The sequence below is a fragment of the Kribbella sp. NPDC000426 genome, from assembly GCF_040300265.1.
In the GTDB taxonomy this organism is placed as follows: domain Bacteria; phylum Actinomycetota; class Actinomycetes; order Propionibacteriales; family Kribbellaceae; genus Kribbella.
This window is the reverse complement of the sequence record NZ_JBEPDK010000003.1, coordinates 436,331-450,003: the sequence shown is the minus strand read 5'-3', so window position 1 is coordinate 450,003 and position 13,673 is coordinate 436,331. Positions and strand designations below refer to the sequence as shown.

The window sequence follows — 13,673 nt, the reverse complement described above, 5'->3', positions numbered from 1 at the left end:
GTTCGGGTGAGAATCAGGCGGCTTCGCAGAGGGTGCGGTCGGGGGCTTCCTCGGTTTCTGTCGCCGGCTTGGGTTGGCGCATGACGGTGACTGCGATGGCTACTGAGGCGGCGACGATGGCGGCGGCTACGGCGAAGGAGAAGTGGTAGCCGGAGGTCAGGGCCTCGAGGGCCGGCTTGGTGCTGGCGGCGGTGCGGGTGGCGGAGAGGGTGGCCAGGATGGCCAGGCCCAGGGCGGCGCCGACCTCACCCATGGTGCCGATCAGGCCGGAGGCCAGGCCGGCGTCCTCGGGCTTCACGTCTGACATCGACAGGCCCATCAGAGCCGGGAAGCAGACGCCGCCGCCCAGACCCAGCAGGACCAGCACCGGCAGTACGTGGACGAAGTAGTTGCCACCGACCGGCGCCTGGGTGAAGAGCCCCAGTCCGACGACGATCAGGGACAGTCCGGCGATCAGCGGGCGGCGCGGGCCGAAGCGCATGACCAGCTTCTCGGAGTACTTCACCGACAGCAGCCCCATCACCACGGTGGTCGGCAGGAAGGCCAGTCCGATCTCCAGAGCGTCGTACCCGAGCACCCGCTGCAGGTACAGCGAGCCCAGGAAGAAGATGCCGAACATCCCGGAGGCAGACAGCGCCTGGATCAGGTTCGCACCGGTCAGCGTCCTGGAGCGGAAGATCCGCAGCGGCACCAGCGGGATGGCGGCGGTCGCCTCACGGACGATGAAGCCGGCCAGCAGTACCAGCGTCGCGGCAGCCAGCGCCAGCGTCCGCGGAGCGGTCCAGCCCAGCTCAGCAGCCGGCTTGACGATGGTGAACACGCCGACCATCAGTGCCGCGGTGATCAGCACAGCACCCGGTACGTCGGTGCCCTTGCCGATCCCCAGACCCTTGTCCTTCTCGATCAGCTTCACCGCGAGTACTGCGGTCAGCACGCCGAGCGGCAGGTTCACGAAGAAGATCCAGTGCCAGCTGATCGCCTGCGTCAGGACGCCACCGGCCAGCAGACCGATCGAGCCGCCGGCGGACGCTACGAACGCGTACACGCCGATCGCCTTGGCCTGCTCCCGCGGCTCGGGGAACAGCGTCACGATCATGCCGAGGATGACTGCGGAGGTCAGTGCACCGCCGACGCCCTGGATGAACCGGGCGATGACGAGCAGCTCCTGCGTCTGCGCCAGGCCGCACAGCACGGAGGCGGCGGTGAAGACGATCAGTCCGGCGGTGAAGATGTTCCGCCTGCCGAGCAGGTCGCCCAGCCGGCCGGCCAGCAGGAGCAGCCCGCCGAAGGCGATCAGGTAGGCGTTGACCACCCACGCCAGGGAGGAGCTGGTGAAGCCGAGGTCGTCCTGGATGGCCGGCAGGGCCACATTCACCACGGTCACGTCGAGCACGATCATCAACATGCCCGCGCAGAGGGTGTAGAGGGCCAGCCAGCGCGACCGGCCGCCCTGCGTGGCCGGCGGAGTCGCCAGGGAGTCGGTCGTCGCGTACATCTCGGGGTCTCCTTGCAGTTCGTCGTTTTGGGGGCCTTACACCCATACGTCGAACTGGCAGACCTCAGATTGACACGTCTTCAGAAGTTTTTTCGCGACGCTGCCGAGAGATCGTGTACGCCGTGAGCGCCGGGACCAGTCCGGACCCGACAACGAGCAGTGTGGGCACTGTCGCCGCCAGGGCGAACCAGGTGAGCAGTACGACGACCCCGCCGGCCACCGGCAGCGGCCGCCGCAGCAGGAACAGGTTGGCCGACCGGAAGACCGTCTTCATCGTGGAGTCCTTGGCCGCCTGGGGGAGGACAGCCAGTCCGCTCAGGTAGAGCCCGAGGATCATCCCGGTGAGCGGGATCAGCACCACCAGTGCGAACACGCGGACCGGTCCGGACGAGTACGCCCAGAACGACAGGCCGAACGCGAGCAGCACGGCACCGGCGTACAGGCCGAATCCGGACAGCCAGAACTGCTTCATCGCCCAGCGGAACTCCCCGAAGTACCGCCGCAGCAGCTTCGGCTTGTCCTGGCTGATCGCGTCCGCCAGCACCCGCTGCATCGCGAACGCGGCCGGGAAGAGCGTGACGATGCCCAGGCCGAGCACGAGGAACACCAGCTGCAGCATCAGCAGGTCGCCGACGACCGACAACTTGCTGAGCACGGTGTTCGTCCGGTTGGCGTTGTCCACCGACCCCTCCTCGTTCCGTCCGGGCGTTCCTTGATCGTATGATCACGAACAATCACGCGAAGATCAGGGGACCGCATGCTTGCACAGGAGCGCCACGAGCTGATCCTGCGGAGCCTGCGGCGGCACGGCCGGCTCCGGGTGGCCGATCTGGTGGCCGAGCTGGGCGTCTCCGCGATCACAGTACGCCGGGACCTGGCCGAACTGGACTCCGCCGGCCTGCTCCGCCGCGTGCACGGCGGCGCGATCGGCACCGGCACGGCCGACCAGGGCACCCGCGGGAGTCAGCTGACGATCGGCATCATCGTCCCGAGCGCGGCGTCGTACTACTCCGACGTGATCCGCGGCGCCGAGGCGATGGCCGACAAGTACGGCGCCCGCCTGGTCCTCGGTGTCTCCGGGTACGACGTGACGATGGAGCGCGACCGGATCGACAAGGTGCTCGGGATCGGGGTCGCCGGCCTGCTGATCAGCACCGCGCTCGGCGACGGCGACGCGCACCGGCTCGATTCGAGACTGGACGACATCGACGTACCGGTCGTGCTCATGGAGCGGGCGTTCGGGTTCCCGCACGTGAACCGCGAGTACGACCACGTCCGCACCGACCACGCGTACGGCGCGATGCTGGCGCTGCGGCATTTCGTCGCGCTCGGTCACCGCCGGATCGCGGTCAACCTGCAGGCCACGGTCACGGCGTACTGGCTGCGACGCGGCATCGAAACCGCCGCGAAGGCGCTCGGCGTCGAGGTCTTCCTCTCACCCGTCGACCTCCCGATGCGCGGCGACGACCCCGGCGCCATCACCCAACTCGACGCCTTCCTCGCCGAATGCGAGTCCTTCGGCACCCGCGCCGTCCTGGTCCACTCCGACGAACACGGCGCCCGCCTCGTCGAACGCGCCATGGAACTAGGCCTCCGCGTCCCCGAAGATCTGGCCGTCATCGCCTACAACGACGTCACCGCGTCCCTGGCCGTAGTACCCCTCACCGCAATCTCCCCCGCCCGCCGAGCCCTCGGCGAAACCGCCTGCGACCTCCTCCTCCGCAAACTCCAAACCCCCACCACCCCCACCCAACACCTAAGCCTCCTCCCCACCCTCAACATCCGAACCTCCTGCGGCACCCTCGAACACCCCGCAGCCATCCCCGCAACCGCCGGCTTTGATCGAATGTGATCGTTCGAGCGGTGAGGTATTGACGAGGAAAGCCCTTTCCCATACTTTCGCTGCACTTGAGGGGTCGTGGGCCCCCGGCTGGAACAGGCAGCGAAGGAGTTCCCCTGTGAGACGAGGTGTGGGACTGACCGTGCTGGCGGCTGCGCTCAGCGTGGTGGTCAGTGGGTGTGGCAGCGGGGTGATCGACAAGAGCACGGACGGCGTACCGCCGGCCGAGGCGACCGGGACGTTGCGGGTGCTGATCCCGTCGTTCCCGCCCAGTACCAAGGGGCGCGAGGCGTTCCAGAACGTCGTCGACGAGTTCCACAAGACCTATCCGAAGATGAAGGTCGAGCCGGACTTCGCGACGTACAACAACCTGAACGAGAAGCTGGCCACCTCGATCGCGGCCGGGATCCCGTACGACGTGATGGTCACCGGCGTCGGCTGGGTCCAGCCGTTCGCGTCCAAGAACATCTTCGAGGACCTGGGCAAGTACGGCGTGACGCCGGACTTCATCAAGGAGAAGAGCACCCCGGCGCTGATCCCGGCGGTCACGTACAACAAGAAGTTGTACGCCTACCCGCTGCTCGCCGACGCCCGGGCGGTCGCGCTCCGCAAGAGCGCGTTCATCGAGGCGGGCCTCGACCCGAACAAGCCGCCGACGTCGCTGGCCGACATCAAGGTGGCGGCCGAGAAGCTGACCAAGCGGGACAAGAACGGCAACATCACCCGCAGCGGCTTCGACCTCGCCTCCGCGACCGGCTTCCGGCAGTCGTTCACCACGTTCCTGGCGTCGACCGGTACGCCGCTGTACGTCGGCGGCGAGCCGAACTTCGACAACAAGGCCGGCCTGGACACGCTGCTGTGGATCAAGTCGATGATCAACAACGTCCAGCCGTACGGGCAGACCAACGCGGCCCAGCAGCCACTGGTGCTGACTGGTGAGGCCGCGATGGGAATCGTCAACGGAGCCGTCGACTGCTCCGACAAGGGCATCGGCAAGAAGAACTGCGACGACCTGAAGTTCTTCCGCTTCGACAGCGGCAAGGAGATCGAGTACGTCGGTGGTGACCTGGCGTCGATCGGGTCCCGCAGCCACCACAAGGACGCGGCCTGGGCCTTCATCCAGACCATGGTCAACAAGCCGACGCTGGACGCGATCGCCAAGCTGAACAAGAAGATCCCGGCCTACAAGGACGCCGGCACCTCGCCGCAGGCGGAGTCGAACCCGTTGAGCAACTTCACCGCGAACGGTCTGCAGTACGCCGCGAACGAGAACGAAGTGCCGTCCAACTGGCTCGAGATGCGCGGCAACTTCGATATCCAGCTCACCCAGGCGGTCCTCGGACAGAAGGATCCCGCCAAAGTGCTGCACAACCTGGCAGGACAGTCACGATGAGCACAACTCTTGAACGTCCAGCACTGGACACCCCGCGCAAGGTACCTACCGCCAAGGACACCGGCACGCTGCTCAAGGGCCAGAAGCGCGCCGGCTGGGCCCTGCTGACGCCGGCCCTGCTGCACTCGGCCGTCTTCATCGTCATCCCGGTGGTCGCCGTCCTGGTCCTGAGCCTCACCGACTACAGCTTCGGTGACACCTGGTCCTGGGTCGGGTTCGGCAACTACGCCGACCTCGCCCGCGACGTCGACTTCCTGGCCTCGCTGTGGCACACGGTCCTGTACGCGATCGTGGTGATCCCGATCTCGATGGCGATCGCCCTCGCGGTCGCGGTCGGGCTGAACCAGAAGATCCGCGGCCTCGGCTTCTTCCGGACCGCGTTCTACATCCCGACGGTGACCGCGACCGTTGCCATCGCCACCATCTGGCTCTGGATCTACAACCCGGGCTCCGGGCTCGCGAACGGGTTCCTGCAGCTGTTCGGCTTCGCGCCGAACCGCTGGCTGGCCGACCCGGCGACCGCGCTGCCGTCGCTGATGGTGGTCGGCATCTGGCAGGGCCTCGGCACCAAGATCATCATCTACCTGGCCGCGCTGCAGGGTGTCTCCCGTGACCTGCTGGAGTCGGCCGACTTGGACGGCGCCAGCCGCTGGCAGCGTTTCGTCAACGTCACCTGGCCGTCGCTCGGCCCGGTGCAGTTCTTCGTGCTGATCACGTCGATCGTGGGCACCTTCCAGGTGTTCGACCTGGTGTACGTGATGACGCGCGGCGGACCCGGCAGCGATACCCGCGTACTGGTGCTCGACATCTACCAGAACGCGTTCCAGGACCTGAAACTCGGCTACGCGTCCGCGGAGACCGTGATCATGATGATCGTGATCGCAGCGTTCATCGGCGTCGGACGCTTCCTGCAGAAGGCGGACACCAATGACTAGCGCAACGTTGCCGGCGGTGCGATCGGGCAAGCCGTCGTCGGTCAACCTGGGCCGGATCGCCCTGTACGTCGTCCTGATCATCGGCGCGCTGCTGATGATCGTGCCGTTCCTGTGGATGCTGCTGACGTCGTTCAAGAGCGACCTCGAGGTGCAGCAGTTCAACTGGCTGCCCGGTGAGCTGCGCTGGCACAACTTCGTCGAGGCGATGCAGAGCGCGCCGTTCCTGCGGTACTTCCGCAACAGCCTGTTCATCGCGGTCGGCGAGACGGCGTTCACCCTCGTCGTCTGCACGATGGCCGGGTACGCGCTGGCCAAGGCGCCGATCCGGGGCGCCAAGTCGCTGCTGAACTACTTCATCGTGCTGCTGCTGGTGCCGTTCCAGATCATCCTGGTGCCGCTGTTCATGATCGTGAAGTCGATCCCGCTGTTCGGCGGCAACAACATCCTCGGCCACGGCGGTATCGGCTGGCTGAACTCCTGGTGGGGTCTGATCATCCCGCTGGGCGCGGCCCCGCTGTTCACGTTCCTGGCCCGGCAGTTCTACGTGTCGCTGCCGGACGAGCTCGCGCAGGCGGCCCGGGTGGATGGGCTCAGCGAGTTCGGGATCTTCCTGCGGATCATGACCCCGCTGATCAAGCCGGCCCTGATCACGATCGCGGTGTTCCAGATCGAGGCCGCCTGGAACGGCTTCCTCTGGCCGCTGATGATCACGACGTCGGACGAGATGCGCCCGCTGCAGCTCGGGCTGGCGATCTTCTCGCAGAACCCGGCCGAGATTCAGTGGCCGTACCTGATGGCCGGTACGGCGCTGGCGACGCTGCCGATGATCGTGCTGTTCGTGTTCGCCCAGAAGCGCTTCGTCGAAGGCATGGCGAACGTGGGCATCAAGGGCTAGATCCTCGAACAGGTGCTCACCCCGCCCCGGGTGAGCACCTGCGAGGCCCCCTCCACATGCGGTGGTCCCGAAGAAACACCGGAGCTTCCCACGTAGTCCCCCCACTGGGTCACTCGTCCGGTTTATCGGCGCAGTGTGCCCGCCGTTACAGCATTCATGAGGTTTTTTCGCTAGTACCCGAAATGATTTGCCGAACTCCGCGCGATGTACGACGTTTCGCATGCGCGCGACGACGTTCGGTAAGGAATCAGGCGGTGTGCGCGCGGACGACGTACCGGATCATCGGGGCGAGGTCGGTGGTGCCGAGGAGCTCGAGCGCGTTGGTGGCGCGGAGCGTGGCCAGCCCGTGGAGGTTTGTCCACAGGGCGGTGGCGCGGAGTTCGGCTTCGGCGGGGTGAAGTCGCGCGACGAGGTCGACGAAGGTCTGGAACAGGGGGAGCGAGGTCGCGCGGAGGTTGCCGCCGGCCCCGGCCAGCAGGTCGTGACGGAAGAGCAGGTCGAACATGCCGGGGCGTTCGGCGGCGAACTCGAGATAGCGGCGACCCGCGTCGACCAGTTGGTCCTCAGGTGATCCGTCGGTCGGGGCGAGTCGGGCGGCCAGGTCCGCCAGCCCGGTTGCCGCGATCGCGGCCAGGAGCGCGTTGTGGGTCGGGAAGTAGCGCCTGGGTGCGCCGTGCGAGACGCCGGTACGGCGGGCGATCGCGCGCAGGGTGAGGTTGCCGAGGCCCTCCTCCTCGAGGAGTTCGACGCCGGCCTGGACGAGCCTGTCGGGCAGGGACACGTAGACATTGTCTCCTGGTTGGGTTGGCCCGCCGGTTTGGGTACGATCGCGGCGTGACTGCCGGGTCGGCTGCTTCCAGCCATTCACGAGTTGGGGTCCCGGCTGCGTTCTGAACGCCGCGCGGGCGCCGCCGGCGCTTCTCTCCACGTCTGCATTCCTGTCACGACACACGAGAGAAGCGAATCCTGAACGATTTCACTGCACAGCTCATCGACGAGTTCCGGGCGAACGCCGGCCAGGTCGGCGGTCCGTTCGAGAACTCCAGGTTGTTGCTCCTGACAACAACTGGCGCGCGCTCCGGGCAGCCGCGCACCGCGATCGTCGGGTACTACCCGGACCGCGACCGGGTCCTCGTCGTCGGCTCGGCCGGCGGCAGCCCCAACCACCCGGCCTGGTACCACAACCTGCTCGCCGATCCCGAGGTCACCGTCGACCTCGGCCTGTTCACCTATCAGGCGACAGCCGTCGTACTGCGTGGGGCCGAGCGCGACGAGGTCTTCGCGCGCTTGGTCGAGGCCGATCCCGGGTGGGGCGACTACCAGGCGCAGACCACGCGGACCATTCCGGTCGTCGCGCTCGTCCAGCGACCCGGTCCGCCGCCGTTCGGCTCGTCGTTCGCCGAGGCTTTGAAGACCATCCACGCGGCGTTCCGACGCGAGCTTTCGCTGATCCGGGCCGAGGTCGCGAAGTCCGGCACGCTGGGCGCCCAGCTCCGGATCAACTGCCTGACTGCCTGCCAGGGCCTGCATTACCACCACACCGGCGAGTCAACCGGCCTCTTCCCGGCACTGCTTGAACAGCATCCCGAGCTGACCGACGTCATCGCCGCACTACAGACCGAACACGACAAGATCGCCGCACTGCTGGAGAAGCTGGAACGCCTCGCCGCGACTCCGTCTGCGGAGATCCTCCCCCAGATCGACGAGCTAATCACCCAGCTCAACGCCCACCTCGACCGCGAGGAGGCGGAACTCCTCCCATACCTCTGACGCCCACGCCGGGTCTACGGTCGAGGCCGTGACCGAGGACTTCCCGGCGGCCGGCTGGGCTGCTTTGACACGCGCAGCCCGGTCGGCCGCTCGCGGCCAGTTCGAGCGAGCTCTCTGACCTGGTGGAGCTTTACTGCTGGATCCGGTCGTCGCGTGCTGACGGTCTGGTGAGCCGGGGTCAGCGGCGGGCCAGTAGCGCGTAGGAGTTGGGGAGGCGGCCGGACCAGGCGGCGGCGATTGTGTTGTCCTGTGGTCGCCAGAAGGGTTCGGCGTACTCCTCGAGGGTTTCTAGGTGCAGGCCGGCTGCGGTGATCGCGGTGACGATCTGGCCGAGGTTCCACTGCCACTCGCGGGCGCCGTTGGCGGGGAACGTGTCGTTGATGTGCGACTCGGCGAAGTAGCTGCGGTCCGGACGGATCCGCGGCTCGTCCTCGTCCCACGTCCACAAGGGGGCTGCCGGGTGGGACTCGTACATGAACAGGTGACCGCCAGGCCGCAGTACCCGCGCAATATCCCGCGCCCAGGCGTCGATGTCCCGCATCCAGATCAGCGCACCCTTGCCGGTGTAGACGAGATCGGCGCACGCGTCCTGGATCGGTACGCCGGGCACCTCGGCCACCAGGTAGTGACACGCCACGCCCAGCTCCCGAGCACGCCGCTGCGCAGCACCCGCGGCCACCGAGCTGTAGTCGATCCCGATGACGCTCTGCGCACCCGCTTTGACGAGCCCGATGTCATCCAGCCCATGCCCACTCTGCAGATGCACCACTTCCGGCCGACGAGCCAGCACCGGGCCAAGCAATTCATACTCCCGCTCAAACAACAGCCGACCGCCCCGAGCCTCCTCGAGCAGCTCGTCATACTCCCGAACATGTTTCGTCGAAGCCTGCTCCCACACCACCCGATTACCCGCGACCACCTCGTCCATGTGCCAAGTCAATCTCATCGAGCAACTGCATATCGTGGACGTCCTCCGGTCTGAACTTGTATCCCTCATGCGACCGCCGCTGTGCGCTGGCCGGCATGCATCGCACTGGCTGGCCGGCGATCTGGCCGTCGACGGGTGCTGGGATGAAGTAGGTGTTGCCGTCGAAGTCGAGTTGTTCGGTTCCGCCGCCTGGCATCGGCGTGCTCGGATGCAGGTCGATTCGATGGCCGTCCGCGTGGGTCAGTTGCACGGTGACCTGTAGGTAGCGCGCGTCGCTGATCTCGTACCCGAGCCCACCCAGCACCTCCACCACCCGATCCAGCTCCGGCCGAGCCACGCCCAGATCCAGATCGCCGTGTGTACGCGTCTGCCGACCGACCAATGCGTCCACGCCCCAGCCGCCGTCGACCCAGACGTCCAAGCCGGCCAGGGCTCTTAGCACCTCAAGCGCGCGCTCCGCCGTCATCGAACCACCTCGTAGCGAAGGCTCACCACGCCGTCGGTCGTGGTGCTGCTGGACACGAGCCGCAGCCGGGTCGGGAGCGCTCCGGGCTCGAGCTCCGGTCCGTCGAACACAGTCGGCACACCCGCACCTCCGATAGCAGCTGGGAACAGAATCAGATGTAGCTCGTCGATCAGATCCTCCCGCAACAAGGCGCCGTTCAGCCCGCCGCCGGCCTCGGACACGACGTACGTGACGCCGAGGCGCTCGCGCATCCGCTGCAACGCAAGCTCCAGATCCACATGCTCCTCGCCGGCGACGAGGTACGGGATGTTCTCGCGTCGCAGATAGGCGAGGTACGCCGCCGGCGTGGCACGGGAGGTGAGGACCAGCAGGTCGGTCCCGCCCCCGCCCTTCTCCCTCCACTGGACGCGCCCGCGACCGTCCACAACTGTGAACCATTTGCGGTGCTCCGGATCGTGCACCACGTCGTCCGGCAGGAAGTCGTCGTACGAAATGGTTGCTTCGGGCAACTCCAATGGCCCGGTGTCCACAGTGACGAACGTCCCGCTGCCTTCGAGGATCGCCGTCGGCGCGTACAACTCCTCCAGCAACGCAGTACGTGCATTGTTCATCGTCATGAACCCGTCCGGCCACAACGAATGCCACAGCTTCCCGGCCTCGTCGGACAGCAGGAGACGGTCCCGGCCGACGGTCACCCGTCCGTCGACCGAGGCCGTCACCGACACTACGACTCGCGCTCTGTCTCCCATGAAAGTCTTCCTATCAAGGCCTTCCGACAGTTTTCATTCGTTGTGGAGGACCTTGGCGATCGTGGTGTTGGCTGCTGAGCGCGCAGGGAAATAGGCGCCGGCGGCGGCGATGAGGATCCCGGCGACCACCAGGAGGAGCAGCAGCGACCAGGGATAGACCTGGAGCATGAACGCCGGGACCTCCACCTGAGCGCCGTTGGCCATCGCCGGGACGACCAGGCGATGCGCCACGATCCCCAACGGAATACCTAGTACGCCGCCGACAGCGCCCAGAGCGGTCATCGACGTCACGACCATCATGGTGACCTGGGCAGGTGTCATCCCGATCGACTTCAGCATGCCGAGATCGCGGCGCCGTTCTCGGGTGTTGAGGATGACGGTGTTGAAGACACCCAGCGCAGCTACCGTCCCCAGCATCAGAGTGAGCAGTACAACCGTCGCCAGCACGATCGCGACGAAGCTGCCGGCGTCCTGACCGTCGGTCCGGATCAGACCCGGGTCACCCTTCTGGACCGCCTGCACGAACGCATCCAGATCCGTACCCCGCTTGACGTTGATCTCGTACAGCGACGCCCGCAGCGACGGTGCCACCAGCGCCAGCGTCTGCCAGTTCGACAGCACCTCATCACCTGAGTTGTACATCGCCTTACCAACTATCTGCGCCCGTACGGTCTTCCCCTCGGACTGCAGCGTGATGGTGTCGCCGACCGCCAGACCACGCTGCCGCAGGAACCGCTCCGAGACGACCACCTGACCCGGACCGTCGAACCAGCGGCCGTCCAGGATCCGATAGCCGAGCTGCTGGAAGTCCCCGCGATAGAACGACACCCGCAAGTCCGTACTGGTCCCAGCCAGCCGCATCGGCAGATCCGCACTCGCAGCGACTGACTCTGCGCCCGGCGTCGACCGGATCAGCGCCTCGTCCGCCGCATCGCTCAGTTTGGGCGCAGGAGGTGCCTGCGGATCGTTCGCCCCCGGTCCGCCGTCAGCCGGGCGCGCAAACAGCGCTACGTCCACGGCATCCACCCGACTAGCAGCAGTCTGGTAGGTCGTGAGCGACTTCCCCAGCCCGACCGCCAGCGTCACACTCGTCACCCCCAGTACGACGGCCGCCAGCGTCAACGCGGTACGGGCAGGCCGTGCGAACGGGAGCCCCAGTCCAAGGGACACTGCCCGCGGCAACCGAGTACCGCTCAGCCAACGCTGCACCCGCAGCCCACGTCCTGCCCGGGGAGCACTGCCCGCACTGATCGCCTCAGCTGCCGACAGACTCCGCGCCCGCAGCGACGGCAGAAGCGCAGACAGCGCCACCAGCACAGGTACGCCGAGTACGACGGCCACGTCCACCCAGATGGGCACGGTGACACCCTCGGCGCCATAGTTCTCGAAAGCCCTTGTCAGCAAGGACTCTGCGAGCACGTTACCCAGCACGGTGCCGCCGGCGCATCCGATGATCGCGGGGATGGAGATCATCGTCAGGTAAACAGCCATGACCTGTGTCGGTGTGAAACCCAGCGCCTTCAGTACGCCGATGTGCTTGAAGCCGGAGACCACAGCGCCACTGACCACGTTGGCGACAATCAGCACTGCGACAGCCAGACCCAGCCAGCCGAAGACCATGAGGAACGGCACGAACGTGTTCGGCTCACCGGTAGCGAGTGCTCGCAGCCCGAGGTACGACTGCGTGCCCACCAGTGCGCCGGACGGCAGTCCGGAGGTTACTGCGGCCTGGCCGGCAGACACCTGCTCGTTGGTCGCCGCCTGAGCGAAGCGGTACAGCATCTGCGTGGCTGTCGGCTTCAGTGAGGTCATCTGTGCCGGTGTGACCCACGCATCCCCGGACTGGCTCACGCTGTACGCGAAGCCGACGATCGTCAGCGTCTGTCCCCCCGCGTTCATAGTCGATCCGAGAGTCGGTGCACCAAAGCCCTCGGATGCGGTGGGGTTCCGGTTCAGGACGATCTCACCCGCCTTGGCCGCCCAGCGCCCCTTCCAGACGTTGAGGCGGTCGACCGGTCCGCCCGGGTCGGCGCGTCCGACCGTCACCAGGGACTCCGGTTCGCCGAAGCTCCCGTTCGACCCCAGATCCAGTGTCGCCAGAGCGAACGGACCGGCGTACGCCTTTGCACCGGCCGCCGACTTGGTCAGCTGACTGTCGCTGACCTTGCTGGGGTCGTACGACGCCACCAGGTGCGCACCGCTCTGCCGGGAGTACGCCTGGTCGAACGGGCCGCTCGAAGCCGCCAGCAACCCCAGTGCGACGACGATCATCGTGGTAGAGAGCAGTACGACGACGCCGATCACCACGGTCTGCACGCGACGTCGGCGTACCGCCGCGCGCGACACCGGCCAGACGGCGCTCACGACGTACGCTCCAGAGCGCGCTCGCCGGCGATCTGGCCGTCGACGAAGTCGATGACCCGGCTGGCGCACCGCGTGGCCAGCTGCTGGTCGTGGGTGACCAGCAGCAGCGTCTGACCGATCTGGTTGAGGTCAAGCAGCAGGTCCATCACCTGCTCGCCGGCACGGGTGTCCAGCGCACCAGTGGGTTCGTCGGCGAGCAGAATCGCCGGACGGTTCATCAGTGCGCGTGCGACGGCGACACGCTGTCGCTCACCGCCGCTCAGCTGCGCTGGGTAGGTGTTGCGGCGGTCGCTGATGCCCAGCTCCTCGAAGAGCTCGAGTGCACGCTTGCGTGCGTGCGGCGCCGACGTACCAGTGAGCTGCGCGGCCAGTGCGACGTTGTCGAGAGCAGACAGGTCGTCCAGCAGGTTGAAGAACTGAAAGATCATGCCGATCCGGCGGCGCCGGAACAGTGCCAGCCCCTTCTCGTTCAGCGACCCCAGGTCGTCGCCGTGCACCACGACGGCTCCTGACGTCGGCCGGTCCAGTCCGGCCACCATGCTGAGCAGTGTGGACTTGCCGCTGCCGGACGGTCCCATGACCGCGACCGCCTCGCCGGCGTGGATCTCCAGCGACACACCGTCGAGCGCGACCGATTCGCCGTACTCCTTGCGCACGTCGGTGAGCCGTACGACCGCCTGTTCGTTGCCTAGGTCCTCCGTCATGCTGCTCACGCTAGGGCCGCTCAGCCGCCGCTGACGTCACCCTGCCGACGTAATCTCCGCGGGCCGTCATCCTGCAGATGTACGGCGTGCGCCGGGCGGATGATGTGGTTCGGCGAGCAGCTTTGGGACAGTGG

Annotated in this window: 13 protein-coding genes; 5 read left to right on the top strand and 8 right to left on the bottom strand. The window is 66.8% G+C overall.

The genetic code is table 11. The annotated features are described in order from the left end of the window. Positions 1-13: 13 nt before the first annotated feature. Together ABT313_RS15925 and ABT313_RS15920 are read right to left on the bottom strand one after the other, a co-directional pair. A complete protein-coding gene (locus ABT313_RS15925) occupies positions 14-1,495 on the bottom strand; it encodes an MFS transporter (protein WP_350853309.1) in 1,482 nt (493 codons plus the stop codon). A gap of 64 nt (positions 1,496-1,559) precedes the next feature. Further along, positions 1,560-2,177: a DUF624 domain-containing protein gene (locus tag ABT313_RS15920; protein WP_350853306.1), complete on the bottom strand. Its 618-nt coding sequence runs from the start codon at positions 2,175-2,177 to the stop codon at positions 1,560-1,562. A gap of 75 nt (positions 2,178-2,252) precedes the next feature. Between ABT313_RS15920 and ABT313_RS15915 the strand changes: the two genes are divergently transcribed. The 4 genes from ABT313_RS15915 (at position 2,253) to ABT313_RS15900 (ending at position 6,558) form a co-directional block, all read left to right on the top strand. Then, positions 2,253-3,347, top strand: coding sequence for a substrate-binding domain-containing protein (locus ABT313_RS15915; RefSeq protein ID WP_350853303.1), 1,095 nt, complete (start codon positions 2,253-2,255; stop codon positions 3,345-3,347). A 106-nt stretch (positions 3,348-3,453) separates the two neighbouring features. After that, a complete protein-coding gene (locus ABT313_RS15910) occupies positions 3,454-4,728 on the top strand; it encodes an extracellular solute-binding protein (RefSeq protein WP_350853300.1) in 1,275 nt (424 codons plus the stop codon). Further along, positions 4,725-5,663: a carbohydrate ABC transporter permease gene (locus ABT313_RS15905; protein ID WP_350853298.1), complete on the top strand. Its 939-nt coding sequence runs from the start codon at positions 4,725-4,727 to the stop codon at positions 5,661-5,663. The genes ABT313_RS15910 and ABT313_RS15905 overlap by 4 nt, the downstream gene beginning before the upstream one ends. Continuing rightward, positions 5,656-6,558: a carbohydrate ABC transporter permease gene (locus ABT313_RS15900; RefSeq protein ID WP_350853295.1), complete on the top strand. Its 903-nt coding sequence runs from the start codon at positions 5,656-5,658 to the stop codon at positions 6,556-6,558. The genes ABT313_RS15905 and ABT313_RS15900 overlap by 8 nt, the downstream gene beginning before the upstream one ends. Before the next feature lie 247 nt (positions 6,559-6,805). On the opposite strand, the gene ABT313_RS15895 is transcribed toward ABT313_RS15900, so the two are convergent. Then, positions 6,806-7,339: a TetR/AcrR family transcriptional regulator gene (locus ABT313_RS15895; protein WP_350853293.1), complete on the bottom strand. Its 534-nt coding sequence runs from the start codon at positions 7,337-7,339 to the stop codon at positions 6,806-6,808. A 149-nt stretch (positions 7,340-7,488) separates the two neighbouring features. Here ABT313_RS15895 and ABT313_RS15890 point away from each other — a divergent pair, with 149 nt between their 5' ends. After that, positions 7,489-8,328, top strand: a complete 840-nt coding sequence (locus tag ABT313_RS15890; RefSeq protein WP_350855116.1) for a nitroreductase/quinone reductase family protein — start codon at positions 7,489-7,491, stop codon at positions 8,326-8,328. A gap of 178 nt (positions 8,329-8,506) precedes the next feature. Here ABT313_RS15890 and ABT313_RS15885 read toward each other — a convergent pair whose 3' ends face one another. Genes ABT313_RS15885 through ABT313_RS15865 form a run of 5 tightly spaced genes read right to left on the bottom strand, consistent with a single transcriptional unit; the run spans position 8,507 to position 13,539 of the window. After that, positions 8,507-9,274: a class I SAM-dependent methyltransferase gene (locus ABT313_RS15885; protein WP_350853290.1), complete on the bottom strand. Its 768-nt coding sequence runs from the start codon at positions 9,272-9,274 to the stop codon at positions 8,507-8,509. Then, positions 9,234-9,722, bottom strand: a complete 489-nt coding sequence (locus ABT313_RS15880) for a nucleotidyltransferase domain-containing protein (RefSeq protein ID WP_350853288.1) — start codon at positions 9,720-9,722, stop codon at positions 9,234-9,236. Before ABT313_RS15880 ends, ABT313_RS15885 begins: the two co-directional genes overlap by 41 nt. Continuing rightward, the gene (locus ABT313_RS15875; protein WP_350853285.1) at positions 9,719-10,471 is read right to left on the bottom strand and encodes a RibD family protein; all 753 of its coding nucleotides are present in this window, start codon (positions 10,469-10,471) and stop codon (positions 9,719-9,721) included. The genes ABT313_RS15880 and ABT313_RS15875 overlap by 4 nt, the downstream gene beginning before the upstream one ends. A 33-nt stretch (positions 10,472-10,504) precedes the next feature. After that, positions 10,505-12,835: an ABC transporter permease gene (locus ABT313_RS15870; protein WP_350853282.1), complete on the bottom strand. Its 2,331-nt coding sequence runs from the start codon at positions 12,833-12,835 to the stop codon at positions 10,505-10,507. Then, positions 12,832-13,539 (bottom strand): ABC transporter ATP-binding protein, encoded by a 708-nt coding sequence (locus tag ABT313_RS15865; protein WP_350853280.1) that lies wholly within the window; start codon positions 13,537-13,539, stop codon positions 12,832-12,834. Before ABT313_RS15865 ends, ABT313_RS15870 begins: the two co-directional genes overlap by 4 nt. Positions 13,540-13,673 lie beyond the last annotated feature (134 nt).